This is a genomic window from Pseudomonas arabinosi (assembly GCF_047758675.1).
GTDB classification, from domain to species: Bacteria; Pseudomonadota; Gammaproteobacteria; order Pseudomonadales; family Pseudomonadaceae; genus Aquipseudomonas; species Aquipseudomonas arabinosi.
Genome location: NZ_CP180480.1, coordinates 6,555,028 through 6,577,102 on the forward strand (window position 1 = coordinate 6,555,028; position 22,075 = coordinate 6,577,102).

Genomic DNA, 22,075 nt, shown 5'->3' on the forward strand with positions numbered 1-22,075 from the left:
AGCTCCTACATTGGAACGCGTCCCCCCTGTAGGAGCTGTCGAGTGAAACGAGGCTGCGATCTTTTACAGACAATTGAATCGCCAAAGCGGAGCACACGTGATGAAACAGCCCAAACCGAATTTCTACAACCTGGCCTGGCGCTGGCATTTTTATGCCGGTCTGTTCGTCGCGCCTTTCATGGTGATGCTGGCCCTGACCGGCATCATTTACCTGTTCAAGCCGCAACTCGATCCGTTGATGTACGGCAGCCTGCTGAACGTCCCGGCCGGGCATCACAGCGTCCCGGCCGATGACTTGCTCAAGCGGGTGAAAGAGGCTTATCCACAAGCCACAATCAAGCAGTATCTGCCACCGGTCAACGCCGAACGCAGTGCGCAATTTGTCGTGCTCAATGGCGGTAACGAGCTCAACGTTTTCGTCGATCCCTACCACGCTGACATCCTCGGCGAGCAAGACGCCAAAAAGAATCTGCAAGCCGTTGCGCGAGCGATTCACGGCGAATTGATGATCGGCACCGTCGGTGATCGACTGATCGAACTGGCCGCCGGTTGGGGCGTGGTGTTGGTGGTCTCCGGCGTCTTTCTGTGGTGGCCGCGAGGCCAGGCGGCCGGCATCCTGTGGCCGCGTTTGAGCAGTCGCGGTCGAGTGCTCTGGCGTGACCTGCACGCGGTGACCGGGTTCTGGGGCGCGTCGTTGCTGTTGGTGATGCTGCTCAGCGGCATGACCTGGACCGGGTTCTGGGGCAAGCAATACGCGCAAGTGTGGAATGTCTTTCCGGCAGCCATGTGGGACAACGTGCCCAAGTCCGATGTCGAGGCCCGCAGCCTCAACACCGCCACCCGCCAGACCGTGCCTTGGGCGATGGAAAACACACCGATGCCAATGTCCGGCGACCACGCCGAACACATGGCCCACGGCGGCACGCAAACTGGCCCCGCCGCGCCAACCATCAGCTTGCAGGACGTGCAGAACATCGCTGCGCAACGCAAGGTCGAACCGGGTTACAGCATCACCTTCCCGACCACGGCGACTGGCGTGTTCACCATCGCGGTGTTCGCCGACGACCCGCGCAACGACGCCACGCTGCACGTTGATCAGTACACCGGCGATGTCCTCGCCGACGTGCGTTTCGAGCAGTACGGCACCGTCGCCCGCGCAACAGAAATCGGCGTGATGCTGCACGAAGGCAAAATGTTCGGCCCACTCAATCAGATCATCATCCTGCTGATCTGCCTGATGATTCTGCTCAGCGCCGTCAGCGGTGTGGTGATCTGGTGGAAGCGTCGTCCGCAGGGAAAATTTGGTGTCCCGCCGCTGCGCCATGATTTGCCGAAATGGAAAACCGCGATGGTCATCATGTTCGGGCTGGCGGTGGCGTTCCCGCTGGTGGGCGCGTCCTTGGTGGTGGTCTGGCTGCTGGATCGGGTGCTGCTGTCGCGATTCAATCGGCAAACTGAATCGGCCTCACCTTCATCATGAAACAGGCGAGATGCGCGGTTTAGAGAGGGCTGTAGACTTCCCGCGCTTATCTCTCGGTGAACTTTAGTGTTACTGTATAACCCAAATTCGTCGTTCTGATCCGAAGCCCCCATCGCGAGCAAGCTCGCTCCCACAAGGACTGTGCAAAACCTGTGGGAGCGAGCTTGCTCGCGATGGCGCCATCAGCAACACCGACCATTTCAGAGCAAATGCATGACCTCGCTGAACCTCACAAACCTCGCCTGGACACCCCTGGGTCACGGTCATTGCCATCATCAGTTCCAACTGCGTGAGGCAACCTTGCACGTGCTCCCCGGTGAGTTCGTCGGTCTGATCGGCCCCAATGGCAGCGGTAAAACCAGCCTGCTGCGCTGTGCCTGGCGCTTCAGCAAACCCGAGGCCGGCGAGGTCAAGCTCGACCACCACAACGTCTGGAAACAATCCTCACGCTGGTGCGCGCAACGCATCGCCGTGGTCCTTCAGGAATTCCCCGACGCCTTCGGCCTCACCGTCGACGAAGTCGTCGCCATGGGCCGCACACCGCACAAAGGTTTGTTCGACGGCGACACCCTCGAAGACAGAAATCTCGCGACCCAGGCCCTCGATTCAGTCGGTCTGAAAGGCTTCGAGGATCATGCCTTCGCCACCCTCTCCGGCGGTGAAAAGCAGCGCGTGATCCTCGCCCGCGCCCTGGCTCAGCAACCGCAAATGCTGATCCTCGACGAGCCGACCAATCACCTCGACCCACGCTATCAGCTCGAACTGCTGCAACTGGTCAAACGCTTGAAGATCGGCACCCTGGCGAGCATCCACGATCTCAATCTCGCTGCCGCTTTCTGCGATCGGCTGTACGTGATCAATCACGGCCGCATCGTCGCCAGCGGCACGCCGAAAGAAGTCCTGACCGCCCCACTGCTGCGCGACGTGTTCGGCGTCGAAGCGCTGATCGATGAGCATCCCTTGCACGGCTACCCACGAATCACCTGGATAACCCAACCATGACTTTGCGTTCCCTGCTTTGCGCCGCCCTGTTGTTGGGCAATGCCCAAGCATTTGCCGAGGCCACTCACTACCCGTTGACCGTGCAGAGCTGCAACCGCGAAGTGACCTTCCAGCAAGCGCCAAAACACGCGGTCAGCCACGACATCAACATGACCCAGATGATGCTCGCCCTCGGCCTCAAACCAAACATGGCCGGCTACAGCGGTGTGACCGGCTGGAAATCGGTCACGCCCCAGATGCAGACCATCCTCGATGGCTTGCCGGAGCTGGCGGCCAAGTACCCGTCGGTGGAAACCCTGCTCAACGCCAACGTCGATTTCTTCTTCGCCGGTTGGGATTACGGCATGCGCGTGGGCGGTGATCTCACGCCGCAAACGTTGCAGCCGCTGGGCATCAATGTCTACGAGCTGACCGAGTCCTGCGCGTTCGTGATGAAGCGTCCACCGGCCAGCCTGGAAGACACCTACAACGACCTGCGCAACCTCGGCAAAATCTTTGACGTGCAGGATCGCGCCAATGCCTTGATCGCCCAGATGCAGGCGCAAGTCGCCGAAGTGCGCAAGAATCTGCCGGCAGGCAAACCTCGCGTGTTCCTGTATGACAGCGGTGAAGACCGCGCCATGACCTCCGGCCGTCTCGGCATGCCGCAAGCGCTGATCGACGCTGCTGGCGGGCGCAATATTCTCGACGACGTCGAAGCGAGTTGGACCCGGGTCAACTGGGAGAACGTGGTCGAGCGCAATCCGCAGGTGATCGTGATCGTCGACTACGGCGAAGTCACTGCCGAACAGAAAGAGCAATTCCTGCTCAACAACAAGGCGCTGCAGTCGGTGGACGCGATCAAGCATCGGCGCTTCATCGTGATTCCGTATGTGCAGGCCACGCCGGGTATCGACAACGTGCTGGCGGTTGAAACCCTGGCCAAGGGTTTCCACGGCGAATGATCAATCGTCGCTACGCCTTGTTACTGGTTGCCCTCGGCGCGTTGTTGCTGATGTCGTGCGTGGTGTCGCTGGGCTTCGGTCCGGCGCGGGTGCCGGTGGACGTGGTGTGGCGGATTCTGTTGCACAAGATTTTCGGTTTCGGCGTGCCGGACTGGGCCGCCGGGCAGGAACACATCGTGTGGCTGATTCGTGTACCTCGCATGCTGTTGGGTGCGCTGGTTGGCGCTGGGCTCGCGCTGATCGGTGCGGTGTTGCAAGCGGTGACGCGCAATCCGCTGGCCGATCCGCACCTGCTTGGCGTCACCTCCGGCGCGACCCTCGGCGCGGTGATCGTGGTACTGCATGTCGGTGAAATTGTCGGTCTGCTGACCTTGCCGATCGCTGCGTTTATTGGCGCTTTGCTCAGCATGGTGATCGTGCTGATGATCGCCAACCGCAACGGGCGACTGGACAGTGATCGGCTGCTGCTGTGTGGCGTGGCGGTGTCGTTCGTGATGATGGCGATCGCCAATCTGCTGCTGTTTCTCGGCGATCACCGCGCGAGTTCGGCGGTGATGTTCTGGATGCTCGGCGGGCTCGGGTTGGCGCGTTGGGAGTTGCTGGCAGTGCCGGCGGCCAGCGTGTTGCTCGGGTTGGTGTTGTTGCTGGGCATGGCTCGGCCGTTGAACGCGTTGATGACGGGTGAGCAGACGGCGGTGACCCTCGGGCTCAACGCTCGTACCGTGCGGTTGCGGGTGTTTTTGATTGCTTCACTGATGACCGGAGTGCTGGTGTCGATCAGCGGCTCCATCGGGTTTGTCGGGCTGATGGTGCCGCACATTGCCCGTCGATTGGTCGGGGCGGAGCATCGGCGATTGCTGCCGGTGTGCGTATTGTTGGGCAGCCTCTTTCTCGTCTGGGTCGATGTCGCCGCCCGCACCCTGATCGCCCCGGAAGACCTGCCCATCGGCGTCGCCACCGCCGCCATCGGTGGCCTGTTCTTCATCGGCCTCATGCGCCGCCGCTAATCCCACCGGATATCCCCCCCTGTAGGAGCTGTCGAGTGAAACGAGGCTGCGATCCTTTGACCTCGGTTTTTCAAGATCAAAAGATCGCAGCCTCGTTTCACTCGACAGCTCCTACAGGTCTGCGCCCCAATGTGGCGCACCTCTTCGCACCAACGCGCCAGGCGCGATCCTTCATGGTGCGTCGCCCAAACCGCGCAACCGCTCTAATACGACATTTCCCTGCCTTTTGCCGACCAGGCACAGCCCTTGCTAAAGACCTTTCAGTAGTCCGCATCTGCCACCAAGAAAATTCATAAGTTCATGGAGATCGCACAATGAAGCGTCGCAGCTTGATCAAGGCTTTCACATTATCGGCATCGATTGCCGCGATGGGCATGACCTGGAGCCTCCAGGCCGCCGAGACCATCAAGGTCGGTATCCTGCATTCGTTGTCCGGCACCATGGCGATCTCCGAAACGTCGCTCAAAGACATGGCGCTGATGACCATCGATGAGATCAACGCCAAGGGCGGCGTGAACGGCAAAATGCTGGAGCCTGTGGTCGTCGACCCGGCATCGAACTGGCCGCTGTTCGCTGAAAAGGGCCGTCAACTGCTGACTCAGGACAAGGTTGCCGTGGTGTTCGGTTGCTGGACGTCGGTGTCGCGTAAATCGGTGTTGCCGGTGTTCGAAGAGCTCAACGGCCTGCTGTTTTACCCGGTGCAGTACGAAGGTGAAGAGATGTCGCCGAACGTGTTCTACACCGGCGCGGCGCCGAACCAGCAGGCGATCCCGGCGGTGGAATACCTGATGAGCGAAGAAGGCGGGAGCGCCAAGCGTTACTTCCTGCTGGGCACCGACTACGTCTACCCGCGCACCACCAACAAAATCCTGCGCTCGTTCCTGCACTCCAAAGGTGTGGCGGACAAGGACATCGAAGAGGTCTACACCCCGTTCGGCCACAGCGACTATCAAACCATCGTGGCCAACATCAAGAAATTCTCGGCCGGTGGCAAGACAGCGGTCATCTCCACGGTCAACGGCGACTCCAACGTGCCGTTCTATAAAGAGCTGGCCAACCAGGGTTTGAAAGCCACCGACGTTCCGGTCGTGGCGTTCTCGGTCGGCGAAGAAGAGCTGCGCGGTATCGATACCAAGCCACTGGTGGGCAACCTCGCGGCATGGAACTACTTTGAATCGGTCGAGAATCCGGCGAACAAGAAATTCGTCGCCGACTGGAAAGCCTACGCCAAGAAACACAACCTGCCGGGCGCCGACAAAGCGGTGACCAACGACCCGATGGAAGCCACGTACGTGGGCATTCACATGTGGGCGCAAGCGGCTGAGAAGGCCAAGTCCACTGACGTCGATAAAGTCCGCGAAGCCCTCGCTGGCCAGACCTTTGCCGCGCCGTCGGGTTACACGCTGACCATGGACAAGACCAACCACCACCTGCACAAGCCCGTGATGATCGGCGAGATTCAGGCGGACGGTCAGTTCAACGTGGTGTGGCAGACCGAAGGGCCGATCCGTGCCGAACCGTGGAGCCCGTTCATCTCGGGTAACGACAAGAAACCGGATTATGCGGTGAAGAGCAACTGAGTAACCCCGCACAGCCTGATCGTTCCCACGCTCTGCGTGGGAATGCAGCCTGGGACGCTCCGCGTCCCAAAAGCGGACGCGGAGCGTCCGGTGAGGCATTCCCACGCGGAGCGTGGGAACGATCAAATACGTAAGGCCAATGACATGCCCACTGCCCTTTACCGTCTACTCCTCGCCCTCGCGCTGCTATTGCCGATGGCCGCGCATTCCGGCGACGCCGAAGACTTCGTCGCGGCCAATCCCGTGCAACAAGCAAAACTTCTGGAAACCTGGGCCGCGCAGCCCGATCCGGCCCGTATCGAGCTGATCAACGCCCTGCAGCAAGGCGAGTTGACCGTCGACGGCCAAGCCAAAACCCTGCGCCTGAACAACCGCCTGCGGGGTCTGATCGAAACCGCTATGGCCAGTCACCAATTGCTCGCCACCGACGCCAAAACCCGTCTGGTCGCCGCGCAGCAATTGCAGAAAAGCGCCAAACCCGCGCAGCTGAAATTCCTCGACCAGCAACTCGCTGGCGAAAAAGATGAAAGCGTTCACGCCGCTTTAAGCCTGGCCCTGGCCAACCTGCAACTGGTGGACACCGACCCGGCCGTACGCCTCGCCGCTGTGCGTCTGCTCGGTGAAACCGGTGATCCGCTGGCCCGCACGCGCCTCGAAAGCTTGCTGCAACCCGGTGTCGAAGCCGACGCCGGCGTGCGCACCGCTGCCGAAACAAGCCTCGCTCAAGTCAAACGCAAATTGCTGATCGGCGAGATCCTCGGCCAGGCCTTCAGCGGCATGTCGCTGGGTTCTATTCTGTTGCTGGCCGCACTCGGTCTGGCGATCACTTTCGGCCTGCTCGGCGTGATCAACATGGCCCACGGCGAGATGCTGATGCTCGGCGCGTACTCGACGTACGTGGTGCAGCTGATGTTCCAGCGCTTCGCCCCGCAAGCCATCGAGTTCTACCCGCTGATCGCCTTGCCGGTGGCGTTTTTCGTGACTGCCGCCATCGGCATGGCGCTGGAGCGCACGGTGATTCGTCACCTCTATGGCCGTCCATTGGAAACCCTGCTCGCCACGTGGGGCATCAGCCTGATGCTGATTCAGCTTGTCCGGTTGATGTTCGGTGCGCAGAACGTCGAAGTGGCCAACCCGGCCTGGTTGTCGGGCGGGATTCAAGTGCTGCCCAACCTGGTGCTGCCGTACAACCGCATCGTGATCATCGCCTTCGCGCTGTTTGTGGTGGTGCTCACCTGGCTGCTGCTGAACAAGACTCGCCTGGGTTTGAACGTTCGCGCCGTTACCCAAAACCGCAACATGGCCGCGTGCTGCGGCGTGCCGACCGGGCGCGTGGACATGCTCGCCTTCGGCCTCGGCTCAGGCATTGCCGGGCTCGGTGGCGTAGCCCTCAGCCAGATCGGTAACGTCGGCCCGGACCTGGGCCAGAGCTACATCATCGACTCGTTCCTGGTGGTGGTGCTCGGCGGTGTCGGCCAATTGGCCGGCAGTGTGTTCGCCGCGTTCGGCCTCGGTATCGCCAACAAAATTCTCGAACCGCAGATCGGTGCCGTGCTCGGCAAGATCCTGATCCTCGCGCTGATCATTCTGTTCATCCAGAAACGTCCGCAAGGCCTCTTCGCACTGAAAGGACGGGTGATCGACTGATGAACCAGCCCCTGATGCTCACGGCCACGCAAAAGGCCGGCCCCAAAGTCACGATTGCCATCGGCGTAGTAATCCTCGCTCTGTTGCTGGCGTTGCCGTTGCTGTCGTTGTTGTCGCCGGACAGCGCGTTTCACGTCTCGGCTTACACGTTGACGCTGGTGGGCAAGATTCTTTGCTACGCGATTGTCGCGCTGGCCCTCGATCTGGTTTGGGGTTACGCCGGACTGTTGTCCCTCGGCCACGGCTTGTTCTTCGCCCTCGGAGGTTATGCGATGGGCATGTACCTGATGCGCCAGGCCTCGGGCGATGGTTTGCCGGCGTTCATGACCTTCCTGTCGTGGACTGAATTGCCGTGGTACTGGACCGGCACCAGCAGTTTCCTCTGGTCGATGTGTCTGGTGGTGTTGGCGCCGGGGTTGTTGGCGCTGGTGTTCGGCTTCTTCGCCTTCCGCTCGCGAATCAAGGGCGTGTATTTCTCGATCATGACCCAGGCCCTGACCTTCGCCGGGATGCTGCTGTTCTTCCGCAACGAAACCGGGTTTGGCGGCAACAATGGCTTCACCAACTTCCGCACCATTCTCGGGTTTGGCATTACTGAACCGGGGACTCGCGCCGTGCTGTTTTTCGCCACGGTGGTGTTGTTGGTGGCAAGCCTGTTCATCGGCTGGCGCCTGGCGCAGAGCAAGTTTGGCCGGGTGCTGACCGCGCTGCGGGATGCGGAAAACCGCCTGATGTTCTGCGGTTACGATCCGCGCGGTTTCAAGCTGTTTGTCTGGGTGTTGAGCGCGGTGTTGTGCGGCCTGGCCGGTGCGTTGTATGTGCCGCAAGTCGGGATCATCAACCCGAGTGAAATGTCACCGACCAACTCCATCGAGGCCGCGGTTTGGGTGGCGCTGGGTGGTCGCGGCACGCTGATCGGTCCGCTGCTCGGTGCCGGTGTGGTCAACGGAATGAAGAGCTGGTTCACCGTGGCTTTCCCGGAATACTGGCTGTTCTTCCTCGGCGCGCTGTTCATCGTCGTGACCCTGTACCTGCCCAAAGGCGTGATCGGTCTGCTGAAGAAAAGGGGTGAACAATGAGAGTCACTGCAACGGCTGAATTCATGCTCGAACCTGCGTTTTTTCCACCACTGGAACCCAACAGGGACGCTGGCAGCAGCCGTGACGCCATCGGCCTCGGCCAGCGCGTCGGCCCCGGTCTGAACACCCGCCACGGCACGATCCTGACGCTTGAAGACATCAGCGTCAGCTTCGATGGTTTCAAGGCGCTGAACGATCTGAACCTGTACATCGGCGTCGGCGAATTGCGCTGCATCATCGGCCCCAACGGCGCGGGCAAGACCACGCTGATGGATGTGATCACCGGCAAGACTCGTCCGAGTCACGGCAAGGCCTGGTTCGGTGAAACCCTCGACCTGACGCAGATGAGCGAAGTGCAAATCGCCCAGGCCGGCATCGGTCGCAAGTTCCAGAAGCCGACCGTGTTCGAAGCCTTGAGCGTTTTTGAAAACCTGGAGCTGGCGCAAAAAACCGACAAGTCGGTGTGGGCCAGCTTGCGGGCTCGCCTGAGTGGCGAACAGAAAGATCGCATCAGCGAAGTGTTGGAGACCATTCGCCTGACCACTTCGGTCAATCGTCCGGCCGGTTTGTTGTCCCATGGTCAGAAGCAGTTTCTGGAAATCGGCATGTTGCTGATGCAGGACCCGCAACTGCTGCTGCTCGACGAGCCGGTGGCGGGCATGACCGACGCCGAAACCGAATTCACCGCCGAACTGTTCAAGAGCCTGGCGGGCAAGCATTCGCTGATGGTGGTGGAACACGACATGGGCTTCGTCGGCTCCATCGCCGACCACGTCACCGTGTTGCACCAGGGCAGCGTGCTGGCCGAAGGGTCGCTGGAACAGGTGCAGGACAACGAGCGCGTGATCGAGGTTTATCTCGGTCGTTAGATTGCAAACACATTCCAATGTGGGAGCGAGCCTGCTCGCGATGACGGCTTCATATTCAACATCAATGTCGACAGACCCACCGCTATCGCGAGCAGGCTCGCTCCCACAGGGTTCTGTGTGCAACAGAAGGAATTTGAAAATGCTGCAAGTCGACAAGCTGCACCAGTATTACGGCGGTAGCCACATCCTGCGGGGCCTGACGTTTGAGGTGAAGGTCGGCGAAGTCACCTGCCTGCTCGGGCGCAACGGCGTGGGCAAGACCACTCTGCTCAAGTGCCTGATGGGTTTGTTGCCGGCCAAAGAAGGCGCGGTGAACTGGGAAGGCAAACCGATCACCGCGTTCAAGCCACACCAGCGGGTTCATGCCGGAATCGCTTACGTGCCTCAGGGTCGGGAAATTTTCGGCCGGCTGACCGTGGAAGAAAACCTGTTGATGGGCCTGTCGCGATTTCCCGGCGCTGAAGCCAAGGAAGTCCCGGCGTTCATCTACGAACTGTTTCCGGTGCTGCTGCAGATGAAGCAGCGGCGCGGCGGTGACTTGTCCGGTGGCCAGCAGCAGCAACTGGCAATCGGCCGAGCGTTGGCCAGCCGGCCACGCTTGCTGATTCTCGACGAGCCCACCGAAGGCATCCAGCCATCGGTGATCAAGGAAATCGGCGCGGTGATCAAGAAGCTTGCGGCCCGTGGTGATATGGCGATTTTGCTGGTGGAGCAGTTCTACGATTTCGCCGCCGAACTGGCCGATCAGTACCTGGTGATGTCCCGGGGCGAAATCGTGCAACAGGGTCGCGGAGAAAATATGGAGGCCGAGGGTGTTCGCGGTCTGGTTACGATATAAGGCTACGATCTAATCTGTAGCGTCCTAACGATAATTAGAAGCCATGAATTTACCTGTTCCCACTGCCCTGTTTACGCCGAGCTGGCACGCCGAGCTGGAACTCGGCTACGCCCGATTCGGCGACAGCACCCGTCCGGTTCAGCGCCGTCACAAAGGCCCGCTGCGGGTGCAGAAACATCTGTATGCCGAAGGGCCGGAAGTTTGCCAGCACATCATCGTGCACCCGCCGGGAGGGATTGCCGGTGGCGATCGGCTGGATATCTCGGCCAGTGTCGGCCGTGATGCCTGGGCGCAAATCACCAGCCCCGGTGCGGCCAAGTGGTATCGCGCAGCGGGACCCGCTTATCAGCAGCTGGATTTGAAAGTAGCGAGCGGTGCGACACTGGAATGGTTGCCACAAGAGACAATCATTTTCAGTGCCGCCCAGGCTGAACTCAGCACTTCGATTGATCTGGAAGGCGACGCGCGGTTGTTTTACTGGGATGTGGTGGCGCTAGGTCGCCCGGCCAGTGGCGAGCGTTTCGACCTCGGGCATTTTCAGGCGCAACTGGATATCCGCCGCGACGGCCAGTTGCTCTGGCATGAACGCCAGCGCATTGTCGGAGGCGATGGTTTGCTTGATTCACCGATTGGCCTGGATGGGCAACCGGTGTTTGCGACCCTGTTGGTGACCGGCGACATCGATAGCGATTTACTGGAGAAATGCCGTTCACTGCCCCATGACGTGCGCGGGGATCTGACTCAGTTACCGGGGCTTTTAGTCGCACGATGTCTGGCCAGTGAAGCGCTGCTGGCGCGGGGCTGGCTGATTGATTTGTGGCGATTGCTGAGGCCTGCGTTACTTGGCCGCGAAGCCGTCCCCCCAAGAATATGGAGCACCTGAAATGCGCTCCCACAGGGGTTTTGTGTTTACAGATCCGAATACCTTTTTATCTGCCCAGATGGACTCCAAACGATGGACCTGACCCCACGCGAAAAAGACAAGCTGTTGATCTTCACCGCCGGCCTCGTGGCCGAGCGGCGTTTGGCGCGCGGCGTGAAACTCAACTACCCGGAAGCCATGGCCTACATTTCTGCCGCACTGCTCGAAGGCGCGCGTGACGGCCGGACCGTGGCCGAGCTGATGCATTTCGGCACCACCCTGCTCAGCCGCGAACAAGTGATGGAAGGCATCCCGGAAATGATCCCGGAGATCCAGGTCGAAGCGACCTTTCCCGACGGCACCAAACTGGTCACCGTTCACCAACCGATCGCCTGAGGCCGCGCCATGACTTACCACATCCGCGATGCAGCGCACGCCGACCTGCCGGCGATTCGCGACATCTACAACGACGCCGTGCTCAACACCACGGCCATCTGGAACGAACAGACCGTGGACCTGGGTAACCGCCAGGCCTGGTTCAGCGCCCGCCAATCCCAGGGTTACCCGATTCTGGTGATCGTCGACGGCGACAACACGGTACTGGGCTACGCTTCATTCGGTGACTGGCGGCCGTTCGACGGCTTCCGCCACACCGTCGAGCACTCGGTTTACGTGCGCAACGACCAGCGTGGCAATGGTCTGGGCCCGCAATTGATGATCGCGCTGATCGAGCGCGCCAAAGGCTGCGACAAACATGTGATGGTCGCCGCCATCGAAAGCGGTAACGCCGCGTCTATTCGCCTGCATGAACGAACCGGTTTCGTGACGACCGGCCAGATGCCTCAGGTGGGCACCAAGTTCGGTCGCTGGCTCGACCTGACTTTTATGCAACTGACCCTCAATCCTGGCGCGGAGCCGCCGACTGCCAACAAGGAGTAATTTGCCATGAACGCCGCCCAACTGCGCCGCGTCAATGTTGAAAGCTTTGCGCACTATCGTCAGGGTTTGATTGATCTGCTGCTCGACGCCGTCGGCTATGGCGCCAGCGTCGGGTTCATGGCCAATCTTGACGCCACCCAGGCCCGAGCCTATTTCGATGATGTTCAGGAGAACCTGAACAAGGGCAACGTGCTGCTGTGGGTGGTGGTCAAGGACGAGCAAGTGCAGGCCAGTGTGCAACTGACCCTGTGCCAGAAGGCCAATGGACTGAACCGCGCCGAAGTGCAAAAACTGCTGGTGCGTGAACATGCACGTCGTCGGGGTCTGGGCCAGCAGTTGATGAGTGCGCTGGAAACGGCCGCCCTCCAGCACAAGCGCGGCATGCTCTTCCTCGACACCGAGGCCGGCTCCCCTGCCGAAGACTTCTACAAAGCCCTGGGTTACACCCGCGCTGGCGAAATCCCCGACTATGCCTGCGACCCGAGCGGTCGCTACAAACCGACCGCCCTCTACTACAAGATTCTCCAAGGAGCCCATTGATGATTCCTGGTGAATACCAGATTCAGCCCGGTGACATCGAACTCAACGTTGGCCGCCGCACCCTCAGCCTGAAAGTGGCCAACAGCGGCGACCGCCCAATCCAGGTCGGCTCGCACTATCACTTTTTCGAAACCAACGACGCCCTGACCTTCGACCGCGCCGCCAGCCGCGGCATGCGCCTGAACATCCCCGCCGGCACCGCCGTGCGCTTCGAGCCGGGACAGAGCCGCGAGGTCGAGTTGGTAGACCTGGCCGGGCATCGCCGGGTGTTCGGGTTTGCCGGCAGGATCATGGGTGACCTGTAAGTAATGCAGTGCCGGCTCTGGCCCCATCGCGAGCAAGCTCGCTCCCACAGGGGAACGCGGTCAACTGTGGGAGCGAGCTTGCTCGCGATTAGCGAGCTATGCGAGCGGTCTCAAACACAATTGAATCCCAAGGCAAGCGCATGAAAATCTCAAGACAAGCCTACGCCGACATGTTCGGCCCCACCGTCGGTGACAAGGTCCGTCTGGCCGACACTGAACTGTGGATCGAAGTCGAGAAAGACTTCACCACCTACGGCGAAGAAGTGAAATTCGGCGGCGGCAAAGTCATCCGCGATGGCCAGGGTCAAAGCCAGTTACTCGCCGCAGAGGTCGTCGACACACTGATCACCAACGCCCTGATCATCGACCACTGGGGCATCGTCAAAGCCGACGTCGGCCTCAAGGACGGGCGCATCGCCGCCATCGGCAAGGCCGGCAACCCGGACATCCAGCCGAACGTGACCATCGCAGTCGGCGCCAGCACCGAAGTCATCGCCGGTGAAGGCATGATCCTCACCGCCGGCGGTATCGACACGCACATCCATTTCATTTGCCCGCAGCAGATCGAAGAAGCATTGATGAGCGGCGTCACCACCATGATCGGCGGCGGCACCGGCCCGGCCACCGGGACCAACGCCACCACCTGCACCTCCGGCCCGTGGCACCTGGCGCGCATGCTTCAAGCCGCAGACGCATTCCCGATGAACATCGGTTTCACCGGCAAGGGCAACGCCAGCCTGCCGGAACCGCTGATCGAGCAGGTCAAGGCCGGTGCCATCGGCCTGAAGTTGCACGAAGACTGGGGCACCACCCCGGCGAGCATCGACAACTGCCTGAACGTCGCCGACCAGTACGACGTACAAGTGGCGATCCACACCGACACCCTCAACGAATCGGGCTTCGTCGAAACCACCCTCGCCGCCTTCAAGGGCCGCACCATCCACACCTATCACACCGAAGGCGCGGGCGGCGGTCATGCCCCGGACATCATCAAGGCCTGCGGGTTTGCCAACGTGCTGCCGAGCTCCACCAACCCGACCCGGCCGTTCACCCGCAACACCATCGACGAACACCTCGACATGCTGATGGTCTGCCATCACCTGGACCCAAGCATTGCCGAAGACGTGGCCTTCGCCGAAAGCCGTATCCGTCGTGAAACCATCGCCGCCGAAGACATCCTCCACGACCTCGGCGCGTTCTCGATGATCAGCTCCGACAGCCAGGCCATGGGCCGGGTCGGTGAAGTCATCACACGCACCTGGCAAACCGCCGACAAGATGAAAAAGCAGCGCGGCCCGCTGCCCGGTGATGGCGAAGGCAACGACAACTTCCGCGCCAAACGCTACATCGCCAAATACACCATCAACCCGGCGATCACCCATGGCATCAGCCATGAAGTGGGCTCGGTCGAGGTGGGAAAATGGGCCGATCTGGTGCTCTGGCGCCCGGCGTTTTTCGGGGTCAAGCCGACGCTGATTCTCAAGGGCGGCGCCATCGCGGCCAGCCTGATGGGCGATGCCAATGCGTCGATCCCGACACCGCAACCGGTGCATTACCGTCCGATGTTCGCCAGCTACGGTGGTTCGCTGCATGCCACCAGCCTGACCTTTATCAGCCAGGCAGCGCAGGAGGCCGGATTGCCCGAAGTCTTGGGCCTGAAAAAGAAAATCGCCGTGGTCAAAGGTTGCCGAGAAGTGCAGAAAACCGACCTGATTCACAACGATTACCTACCGAACATTGATGTCGATCCGCAGACCTATCAGGTCAAGGCCGATGGCGTGTTGCTGTGGTGTGAACCGGCGGAAACCTTGCCGATGGCGCAGCGGTACTTTCTGTTCTGAACCGCGCAACATGAAAAGGCCTGGAGACGCTTTCACGTTTCCAGGCCTTTGTTTATCCAGTCAAAGACTGATCAACACGCTCAGAATGGATGTTTGACCCGTTCCGCCCGTGTCAGTTTGCTGATCAACCCGGCTTCCTCGATCTGCAACTGGGCATGCAGGTCTTCGGATTGCGACAGGTATTGCGACTCTGTCAGCTCTCCAGCCATATGCCTGTCCCGAAGGGCTTCCTGCCGAACCACGTAAGGCTCTCGCAGGCTTTCAAATTGTGGCCGATAGGATTTGGTCAGAAAGTTTTTCCAGAACTCCTTGTCAACCAGCGACTGAAACTCCTCGGGTGAACCGTCCAGGGCCACCACCTTGGCATAAGCCTGCTGCAACATCTCGGGTTTCACCTCGGCCATGCCGGTAAACCTGACCCGCTGAGGCTGCCCCGGTAACTTGAGCCGATCCTTGAGGCCGTAGCGGTAGGCCAGTTTTATTTCGACGTCTTCCAGAGACGCAATTCGCTCAGCCTTGAGTTCCGCCGACAAACCTACGGTGTTGTTGATTGCGGCGGTGCGACGCGTGATATCTGCCAGGGCGATTTTTTCCACTTCCTCCAGTCGGAACAGACCTCGGGACAACTTCAGCAGCGACGCGGCATTTTCCCCGCCCGCCTCCAGTGCATTGGCTCGGTAAACCATGGCCATGATTTCCAGATTGCTGAACGACAAAGCCGCACGATCACAACAGGCTGGTCGGCCTGCCCAGTCGAACATTTCCTCGCGCAGTGTTTCGGACTCAGGTTTGGCTTCGGTAATGGCGTCGATGACCGCCCACACTCGCTGCTGAAGGTCCTCATGCCCCGCCGCGGCACCTTCAAGGTCATTGAGCACCCGGAAGAAGCCGTCAGAGCCCGGCGCCCGGAACAAGGTCTGCCATTGGTTCTGTCTGGTCGTGAGCTGGTCGGCGGCCATGTCCTGGCTCCAGCGCTGAAGCCCCGTTTGTTCGCGGCTGCGCAATATCACGCGCTCTGCCGGCACCCTTGGGGCGCGATATTCGAAGGCCCCCGGTTTCCTCAACACCAGCAGATCCGGCCGCTCTCGCTCGATTCTGGCCCAGTACTGGTTCAGTTGCTGCTGAGTGGCTGGTGTCAGTGGATTGCCGTCGATGTAAGTCATGTTGTTAAGACGTGCAACGCGCTCCAGCTGGCCTGCAGCAGGATTGACGATTGACTCAGGCAATACCGTGAATTGGTTATCCCTTAGATAAATAGTATCCAGCAGAGGCTGCCCGCCCAGCCCCGTTGGCCACGTATCAATTTCGCCGGAGGCCAGATAGAGAGAGCGCATATCGGTCATCTGGCTGAAGTCCGGCAGCCTGCGCAAGGGATTGGAACCCAGATTCAACACTCGGAGTGTGGTCCGGCCCGCTAATAGCTGAGCGGTCTCGCCGGTCAGTTGAATACGGTTCCTGAACAACATGCCACGGGACTGCCAAGGCAGATCCAGCCGCTCCGCCAGGTCCGTCATGTAGGCCAGGTGCACTTCCACTTCGTCGATGGTGCCCGTGACAACGTCCCCGTTCTGTCGGCGGAAGGTCTCCCCCGCTTGCAGTCGATCCGCGACTCGCCGACGGGCAATCGCACCCAGCTCGTCGAGCCGCGATTTGCCACGGGCCAGCGATACCAGCTCGGCCTCGACCAGGTCGGTGCTGGCCAGGGAATACGCTTCGTGCACCAGCACTTCCACGCCCATGGCATTGAAAAACTGCGCCCCCGCATCGGCGCACGTTGTGGAGACCACCGCCTCGCCGAAGATTTTCTCGCGCAGTGCGGTGTTTTCTTCCATGGCCTTGAGCATGCGCCAGACCTTGGCGGTGAGATCGGTTTTGTAACTCACATCGGTCGCTTTGAAATCGGCCGACTGGGTCAGCTTTCTCACTTCCTTGAAAAAGGGTTCGGAGCCGAATTCGTCTTCGACCGTATCCCAAATGGGTTGACGTGCATTGCCCAAGCGGTTTCCAGTCATGTTCAACCGACGCAACTGGCGGAACGGCGCCAGAAAGTGTTGCTGGCGAGTGAGCAACCGCCCCTTGCGCAAGCTTAAAACGGTGACATGGTCAAAATTATTGGCGCTGAGCAGGGGCATGCCAGACAGGTGTTGATCCAGGGGCGAGCCATCCAGGATCAATGCTTGCGGCCGGATAACCCCGTGCGCTTCAATCCCTTGAGGTCCGGTTCGCTGCCAGCATTGGCGAATCGTTTTGTAGACCTTGTTTCGCGACTCCCACTCCGCTACGCCCTGCGGGCTGAACCGGAACGCTTGCGTAGGCGAGTTCATCCAGCGCTGAAACGAGCGATTTAACGCGTTGAATTCATCTTCGAGTGCCGTCACGCGCTGTTCGGCCATCCCCACACCAAATCCGTTGAGCGTCGACTCAACCTCTTCTTCGGTAAAGGTGGAATACAACGAACTCAGTCGCTCTTGAAGTGCACGCCAACCCGGCCGGCGTAGCGGATAACCTTGCATACCGCCGCGCAGGCGCATGTGCTCTGGGTCGTAAGCGGGTTTACGCACCGGGTTGTCCAGCAAGACCTGTTCGAATGGCTCATGAGCCAGTGGCGAACGCTGCACCGCTGCGCGCAGCTTGTCCCCCTCGAAGACCTCATAGCCCAGCGCCTGGCGCTCTGCATCGGGCAGGGCATGCAGCAGCGAACTGTAGAAATCGTCGGCACCGTGCAGATGTTGCTCTGTTTCATCGCGTGCGTTGTAGCGGCCGTCCTCATCGAGGATCAGGACTTTGCGGATCGACGCCCCCTCCGGACCAACGCTGGCCTGCACTTTGCCGGTGAAGGACAACTCACGGATTTCGATGCGCACGTTCGGTGACCAGCCCGGCAGGTTCTGCACCGAACATAGCTCCAGCCGACGGGTATCGACGTTCTCCAACTGATCCAGATAAAGGCCTTCGTAAGCGCGGGTCAGGCGCACCTTATTGCGTGCCACGCGAATTTGCTGGCGTAGCTTCAACGGAGTCCGCCCTTTCTCCTTGAGGAAGCGCAGGTCTTGCGGGTCAGCGTCCTTCAGCAACTGCTCGACCACGTTTTTTGGTAAATCGGGGTAATCGCCCTGCAACCTGCCCACCTGGGCATCGCTCGATTCATCCGAGCCCTTGTACTGAGACTCAAAAATCCGTGCCTTGCGTTTGTCTGCCCGCGCGGCCAATTCTTCGCGCAACGCCTTGAGGCGCACAGCCTTGTCGGTGGAAATGGCATTTCCGAGCAACCCTTCTGTTTCGGGCTCGTCGAGGGACTCGAGCACCCGACTCTCCAGTTTGCCGGCCTTGAGTTCATCCAGCGTCACCGTCAGCGTGTTGGCGGGTGTCGCACTCGCGTTGCCATACGTAACCGACTCGCGGCCGGCCGGTAGCGGATCGTAAAGAGTGATGGCCCTGGACTCAGGCCAACGTGGCAGCTCCGTCATCAGGCCGGGCAGATAACCGGCGAGGTTTTCGTCGATGACGCCGTTGCGAACCTGATCGCCAAGTTGACGGGTCCTGGCGTAGAGATCGAAACGGTTGAGGGTATCGGTCAGCAGCGGCGGCGGCAGTTCGTGTTCGACGTGGAGCCGGCGCAACACATCCTCTTCGATACCGCTGACGTTCAGTACCTGCTCCAGGGTTGTTTCACTGAACGTGCTGGCCAGCGGATTGAGCCGCCGCAGCAGTTGTGCCTTTTGCCAGTCGATGGGGCGCTCCAGTTCGGTCTTCCAGGCGCCCGCCGAATTGTGTTCGACCAGCGGCGCATAGGCGTCGGCCCGGGTCGGGTGTTGCAGGTGATGTCGACTGGTTTGTGCATCCTCTTTCACCACGTACTGCTTGTCCTCCAGTCGCAGCACTTGCTTGCCTTGATGCTGGTGCAATCCCAGATCATCGGGTCTGGAGCCCTTCGGTAGCGGAGTTTTGTGCTCGTACACCGTGAGATCCGGGTTCCACAGGCGCGTGGCGCCATCAGGCATCGAAACAGGCTTGAGGTTATCGACAAACGGCGACGGTTTGATCGCAGCAGCACCGCTGGGCAATATATGGCCCGCGCTCATCATCGCCAGTTGGGCGAAGTTGATGATCACGCTGTTGATGTGGGCAGAGGCTTCGTCCTTGTCCCCTTTGCTCCAGTCCTCGATGCCCTCGGCGAATTCCGCCATCAATTGCGCGACCATCACGCCCAGCACCACTTCGCCCATGCCCGGCACCAGCATCACGCCGAAGTTGAAGATGTTCCAGCCGATGTCCAGATAACCGACCAGCCTGTTCCAGCGGGTTTTGGCATCCTCATCGCCCGTGGGGACGGCAATGAGCCGGGCATCGGCAATGGCCTTGTCGCGTTTCTCGCGATACAGATACTCCCAGAGATTGACCGCGATCGGCACGGTGATCGGTTCGGCATCGGGGTTCTCGACAGGCGTTTCCCGCCACCAAGGGCCCATGCTCAGCGGTTCTCGTTGATGCCAGGTGATTTCCTTGAGCCGCTCGTTGACCCGCTTGAAGAACTTCGGCTTGTCCTTTTGCGCCACGAATCGACTGAAATACTGCTGATAGGAATTGTCCAGCAGTTGGGTGATCAGCTCTTTCATGAACACGGTCAGCGAGGCGTATTCCTTCAAGAGATGAACCGGGTCATCGGGTACATAAGCAATCAGCGGCCCGGTTAAACGGCTTTGATCGTAGAAATCGTTACGGCGTGAAACTTCTTCGGTGACGGCACCAGGGCCATTGGCGAAAACATCACTGACCACTTTATATTTTTCATAAAGATTGTCGTTAAGTCCGGGTATCCGCCTGGACCAGTCAAACAGGAATTGAAGTTCTTCCGGAAGAAAGCCCAGCAAGAACTTTTGTATTTCATTCTTTTGCGCAACAGCGCTGAACAGTACAACGCCCGACAACTTCAAGCCGAACAGACTTAATCGGTGTGCGTGCAAAGGTTGACCATTGTATTGGATATCTTTTTTACCGCTGAGCACATCCTTGAGAACAGCCTGACCGTGGCGGCCAATGTCCGAGGTCATGCCTGCAATCGCCACGGCCACTTCAAGGGCCGAGTTTTCAACGGCAATCGATTGCTGCCTCAGCGCCTCCTTCTCCTTCTCGTCGGAAGGGGTCAGCAACGCCTTGATGTGTGCCTGGTATTGCGCGCCGATATCCAGCTTGCGACACAGGGCCGTGAATTGCCCGGTGGTGACAGTATGAAGCCTGGGGGCTCCCGTCTCGTCAGGGGTATAAACGCCGGAGCCGGTGCGGAAGGCGTCATCCTCGGTTTCCGGCTCTTCGAAGTTATGCAACGCAGCCTCGAGCAATGACGTATGCCGGGCGCGACTGGCGCCACGGTCGATGCCGAAAATGATTTTGTCGGGCACATACAGCTTGAGCGTTGTCGTATCGACGTCCAGGTCCACACCCAATTCGCTCTTGATCGCTTGCGCCAGCAGCGGCCGGGCAAACCCCTGGATGTCTTGCTCAAGACCCTTCAGGGTTGAGTCGAGCACGCCTTGCAATTGCCAGTGGGTCAGTAAACTTTGTTTCAACAGGGTCCGGTCGCCAGGGCTCAGCGACCGGTAACTTTCCGCAATCGCCACTTCTTTTTTCAACGACGCCAGGCGATGCATCGGAGCCTGCTTTATTGCGTCAGGAATAAGCGCCTTGATCCGCTCATAGTGCACACCATTATCATTACGCAATGATTTATCATTATTTAAAATTGACAGCGATACGTTTTCACCAAACATGCCAAACCATCCAAAACCAAGTAAAGGAAAATCTAGATTACTGTTCAGGATGGAAAAAATATAAATCAAAAACCTGCTGACTAAATCGAAATAAAGTTGCCAACAGCTCAATTATTAAAGATACAAAAACAACTATATACCGCACCCACCCCCACTGATTCTGCAGCCCGTTTCGATCACTGCCTATCCAAAGGTGCCAGGATGTACCACACTTCCTCGCAATCACTCCCAGAGTCAGGTACCGGACATGCGTTTGTCTGAATTCATCGTGCAGCATGTGGATCGCATCGTTGATGAATGGGAAAAATTCGCCGAAAGCATCAGTGCCGACCCGTCACTGAATCGCGCGACATTGCGCGATCACGCGAAGTCAATGCTGCTGGCCTCGGCATCGGATATGCGCAAGGCCCAGACCGCCAGCGAACAAGCGGCCAAAGCCAAGGGAGAAGGCCCGGAGAAAACCCCGAGCCTGGACATTGCCGCCGCCAGCCATGGTGAACTGCGCCACACCGTCGGCTTCGATCTGGTGCAGATGACCTCCGAGTTCCGCCACTTGCGGGCCTGCGTGATTCGCCTGTGGGTCGACAGCCTCGAGTCTCCGGATCTTCAATACTTTCAAGACATGATCCGCTTCAACGAAGCCATCGACGAAGCGCTTGCCGAATCCACCGCGGCTTATGCCGAACAGGTCAATCGCTCGCGGGACATGTTCCTGGCGATTCTTGGCCATGACCTGCGAGCGCCACTGCAAGCGGTGAGCATGTCCACTGAAATGCTGCTGCGCAAAACCACGCTCGAAGACGACGCGCTGACCTACGCGATCAACATCAAGCGCAGTGCGCGGCACATGGCGGTGATGGTCAGCGATTTGCTGGAACTGGTGCGCAGCCGCTTGGGCAAGAGCCTGCCGATCGAACCGATGCCGATGGACCTGGCCGACGCCGCGCATGAAGCGATTGCCCAAGCCTGCGCCGGCAACCCGGAATGCGATCCAACGCTGAACGTAACGGGAGACACCCGAGGTGTGTGGGATGCCGGGCGGCTGGACCAACTGCTGCAGAACCTGATCGGCAATGCGTTGCAGCATGGTCTGAACAAGCGTGACGTGACAGTCACCCTCAGTGGCGAACCTGACGCGGTTCGCCTCACGGTGCATAACTACGGAGCGCCGATTCCCGAGGACGCTATCGGCACAATCTTCGATCCACTGGTGCGCAGCGCCGACGAAGAACTCGGCCAGCCATCCACCAGCCTCGGTTTGGGCCTGTTTATCGTCAAGGAAGTGGTCAACGCCCATTCCGGGACGATCGAGGTCAGCTCGAACGAGGCCGATGGCACGTTGTTTACCGTGGTGTTGCCACGCCAGGCGTGATC

At 59.7% G+C, this 22,075-nt stretch carries 17 protein-coding genes; 16 read left to right on the forward strand and 1 reads right to left on the reverse strand.

Annotated elements, in window-relative coordinates:
- Positions 1-100 precede the first annotated feature (100 nt).
- The 15 genes from ACMXYJ_RS30465 to ureC all read left to right on the forward strand — a co-directional run bounded on the left by ACMXYJ_RS30465 (position 101) and on the right by ureC (position 14,933).
- On the forward strand, positions 101-1,480 hold the full coding sequence (locus ACMXYJ_RS30465) for a PepSY-associated TM helix domain-containing protein (RefSeq protein WP_415758109.1): 1,380 nt from the start codon (positions 101-103) through the stop codon (positions 1,478-1,480).
- A gap of 213 nt (positions 1,481-1,693) precedes the next feature.
- Positions 1,694-2,482 carry an ABC transporter ATP-binding protein gene (locus ACMXYJ_RS30470; protein WP_415758110.1) on the forward strand — a complete coding sequence of 263 codons (789 nt, stop codon included), beginning with the start codon at positions 1,694-1,696 and terminating at the stop codon, positions 2,480-2,482.
- The gene (locus ACMXYJ_RS30475; protein ID WP_415758111.1) at positions 2,479-3,426 is read left to right on the forward strand and encodes an ABC transporter substrate-binding protein; all 948 of its coding nucleotides are present in this window, start codon (positions 2,479-2,481) and stop codon (positions 3,424-3,426) included. Before ACMXYJ_RS30470 ends, ACMXYJ_RS30475 begins: the two co-directional genes overlap by 4 nt.
- Positions 3,423-4,433, forward strand: coding sequence for a FecCD family ABC transporter permease (locus tag ACMXYJ_RS30480; RefSeq protein WP_415758112.1), 1,011 nt, complete (start codon positions 3,423-3,425; stop codon positions 4,431-4,433). Before ACMXYJ_RS30475 ends, ACMXYJ_RS30480 begins: the two co-directional genes overlap by 4 nt.
- A 314-nt stretch (positions 4,434-4,747) precedes the next feature.
- Positions 4,748-6,013 (forward strand): urea ABC transporter substrate-binding protein, encoded by a 1,266-nt coding sequence (urtA, locus tag ACMXYJ_RS30485; protein ID WP_033055613.1) that lies wholly within the window; start codon positions 4,748-4,750, stop codon positions 6,011-6,013.
- A gap of 144 nt (positions 6,014-6,157) precedes the next feature.
- Positions 6,158-7,660 carry an urea ABC transporter permease subunit UrtB gene (urtB, locus tag ACMXYJ_RS30490; RefSeq protein ID WP_415758113.1) on the forward strand — a complete coding sequence of 501 codons (1,503 nt, stop codon included), beginning with the start codon at positions 6,158-6,160 and terminating at the stop codon, positions 7,658-7,660.
- On the forward strand, positions 7,660-8,739 hold the full coding sequence (gene urtC / locus ACMXYJ_RS30495) for an urea ABC transporter permease subunit UrtC (RefSeq protein ID WP_415758114.1): 1,080 nt from the start codon (positions 7,660-7,662) through the stop codon (positions 8,737-8,739). Before urtB ends, urtC begins: the two co-directional genes overlap by 1 nt.
- Complete coding sequence (gene urtD / locus ACMXYJ_RS30500; protein WP_056746276.1) at positions 8,736-9,608, forward strand: urea ABC transporter ATP-binding protein UrtD; 873 nt, start codon at positions 8,736-8,738, stop codon at positions 9,606-9,608. The genes urtC and urtD overlap by 4 nt, the downstream gene beginning before the upstream one ends.
- Positions 9,609-9,747: 139 nt before the next feature.
- Positions 9,748-10,446: an urea ABC transporter ATP-binding subunit UrtE gene (urtE, locus tag ACMXYJ_RS30505; RefSeq protein ID WP_056746278.1), complete on the forward strand. Its 699-nt coding sequence runs from the start codon at positions 9,748-9,750 to the stop codon at positions 10,444-10,446.
- 43 nt (positions 10,447-10,489) lie between these two features.
- Positions 10,490-11,329, forward strand: a complete 840-nt coding sequence (locus ACMXYJ_RS30510; protein ID WP_415758115.1) for an urease accessory protein UreD — start codon at positions 10,490-10,492, stop codon at positions 11,327-11,329.
- A gap of 72 nt (positions 11,330-11,401) precedes the next feature.
- On the forward strand, positions 11,402-11,704 hold the full coding sequence (gene ureA, locus ACMXYJ_RS30515; RefSeq protein ID WP_033055605.1) for an urease subunit gamma: 303 nt from the start codon (positions 11,402-11,404) through the stop codon (positions 11,702-11,704).
- Between the two features lie 9 nt (positions 11,705-11,713).
- On the forward strand, positions 11,714-12,247 hold the full coding sequence (locus ACMXYJ_RS30520; protein WP_415758116.1) for a GNAT family N-acetyltransferase: 534 nt from the start codon (positions 11,714-11,716) through the stop codon (positions 12,245-12,247).
- Between the two features lie 6 nt (positions 12,248-12,253).
- Positions 12,254-12,787, forward strand: coding sequence for a GNAT family N-acetyltransferase (locus tag ACMXYJ_RS30525; RefSeq protein ID WP_415758117.1), 534 nt, complete (start codon positions 12,254-12,256; stop codon positions 12,785-12,787).
- Positions 12,787-13,092 (forward strand): urease subunit beta, encoded by a 306-nt coding sequence (locus tag ACMXYJ_RS30530; protein ID WP_030128285.1) that lies wholly within the window; start codon positions 12,787-12,789, stop codon positions 13,090-13,092. The genes ACMXYJ_RS30525 and ACMXYJ_RS30530 overlap by 1 nt, the downstream gene beginning before the upstream one ends.
- A 140-nt stretch (positions 13,093-13,232) precedes the next feature.
- The gene (gene ureC, locus ACMXYJ_RS30535; protein WP_415758118.1) at positions 13,233-14,933 is read left to right on the forward strand and encodes an urease subunit alpha; all 1,701 of its coding nucleotides are present in this window, start codon (positions 13,233-13,235) and stop codon (positions 14,931-14,933) included.
- Between the two features lie 80 nt (positions 14,934-15,013).
- Here the strand turns inward: ureC and ACMXYJ_RS30540 are convergent, their stop codons facing one another.
- Positions 15,014-20,653, reverse strand: a complete 5,640-nt coding sequence (locus ACMXYJ_RS30540; protein ID WP_415758119.1) for an NEL-type E3 ubiquitin ligase domain-containing protein — start codon at positions 20,651-20,653, stop codon at positions 15,014-15,016.
- A gap of 295 nt (positions 20,654-20,948) precedes the next feature.
- On the opposite strand from ACMXYJ_RS30540, the gene ACMXYJ_RS30545 reads away from it, so the two are divergent.
- Positions 20,949-22,073, forward strand: a complete 1,125-nt coding sequence (locus tag ACMXYJ_RS30545) for a sensor histidine kinase (RefSeq protein WP_415758120.1) — start codon at positions 20,949-20,951, stop codon at positions 22,071-22,073.
- Positions 22,074-22,075 lie beyond the last annotated feature (2 nt).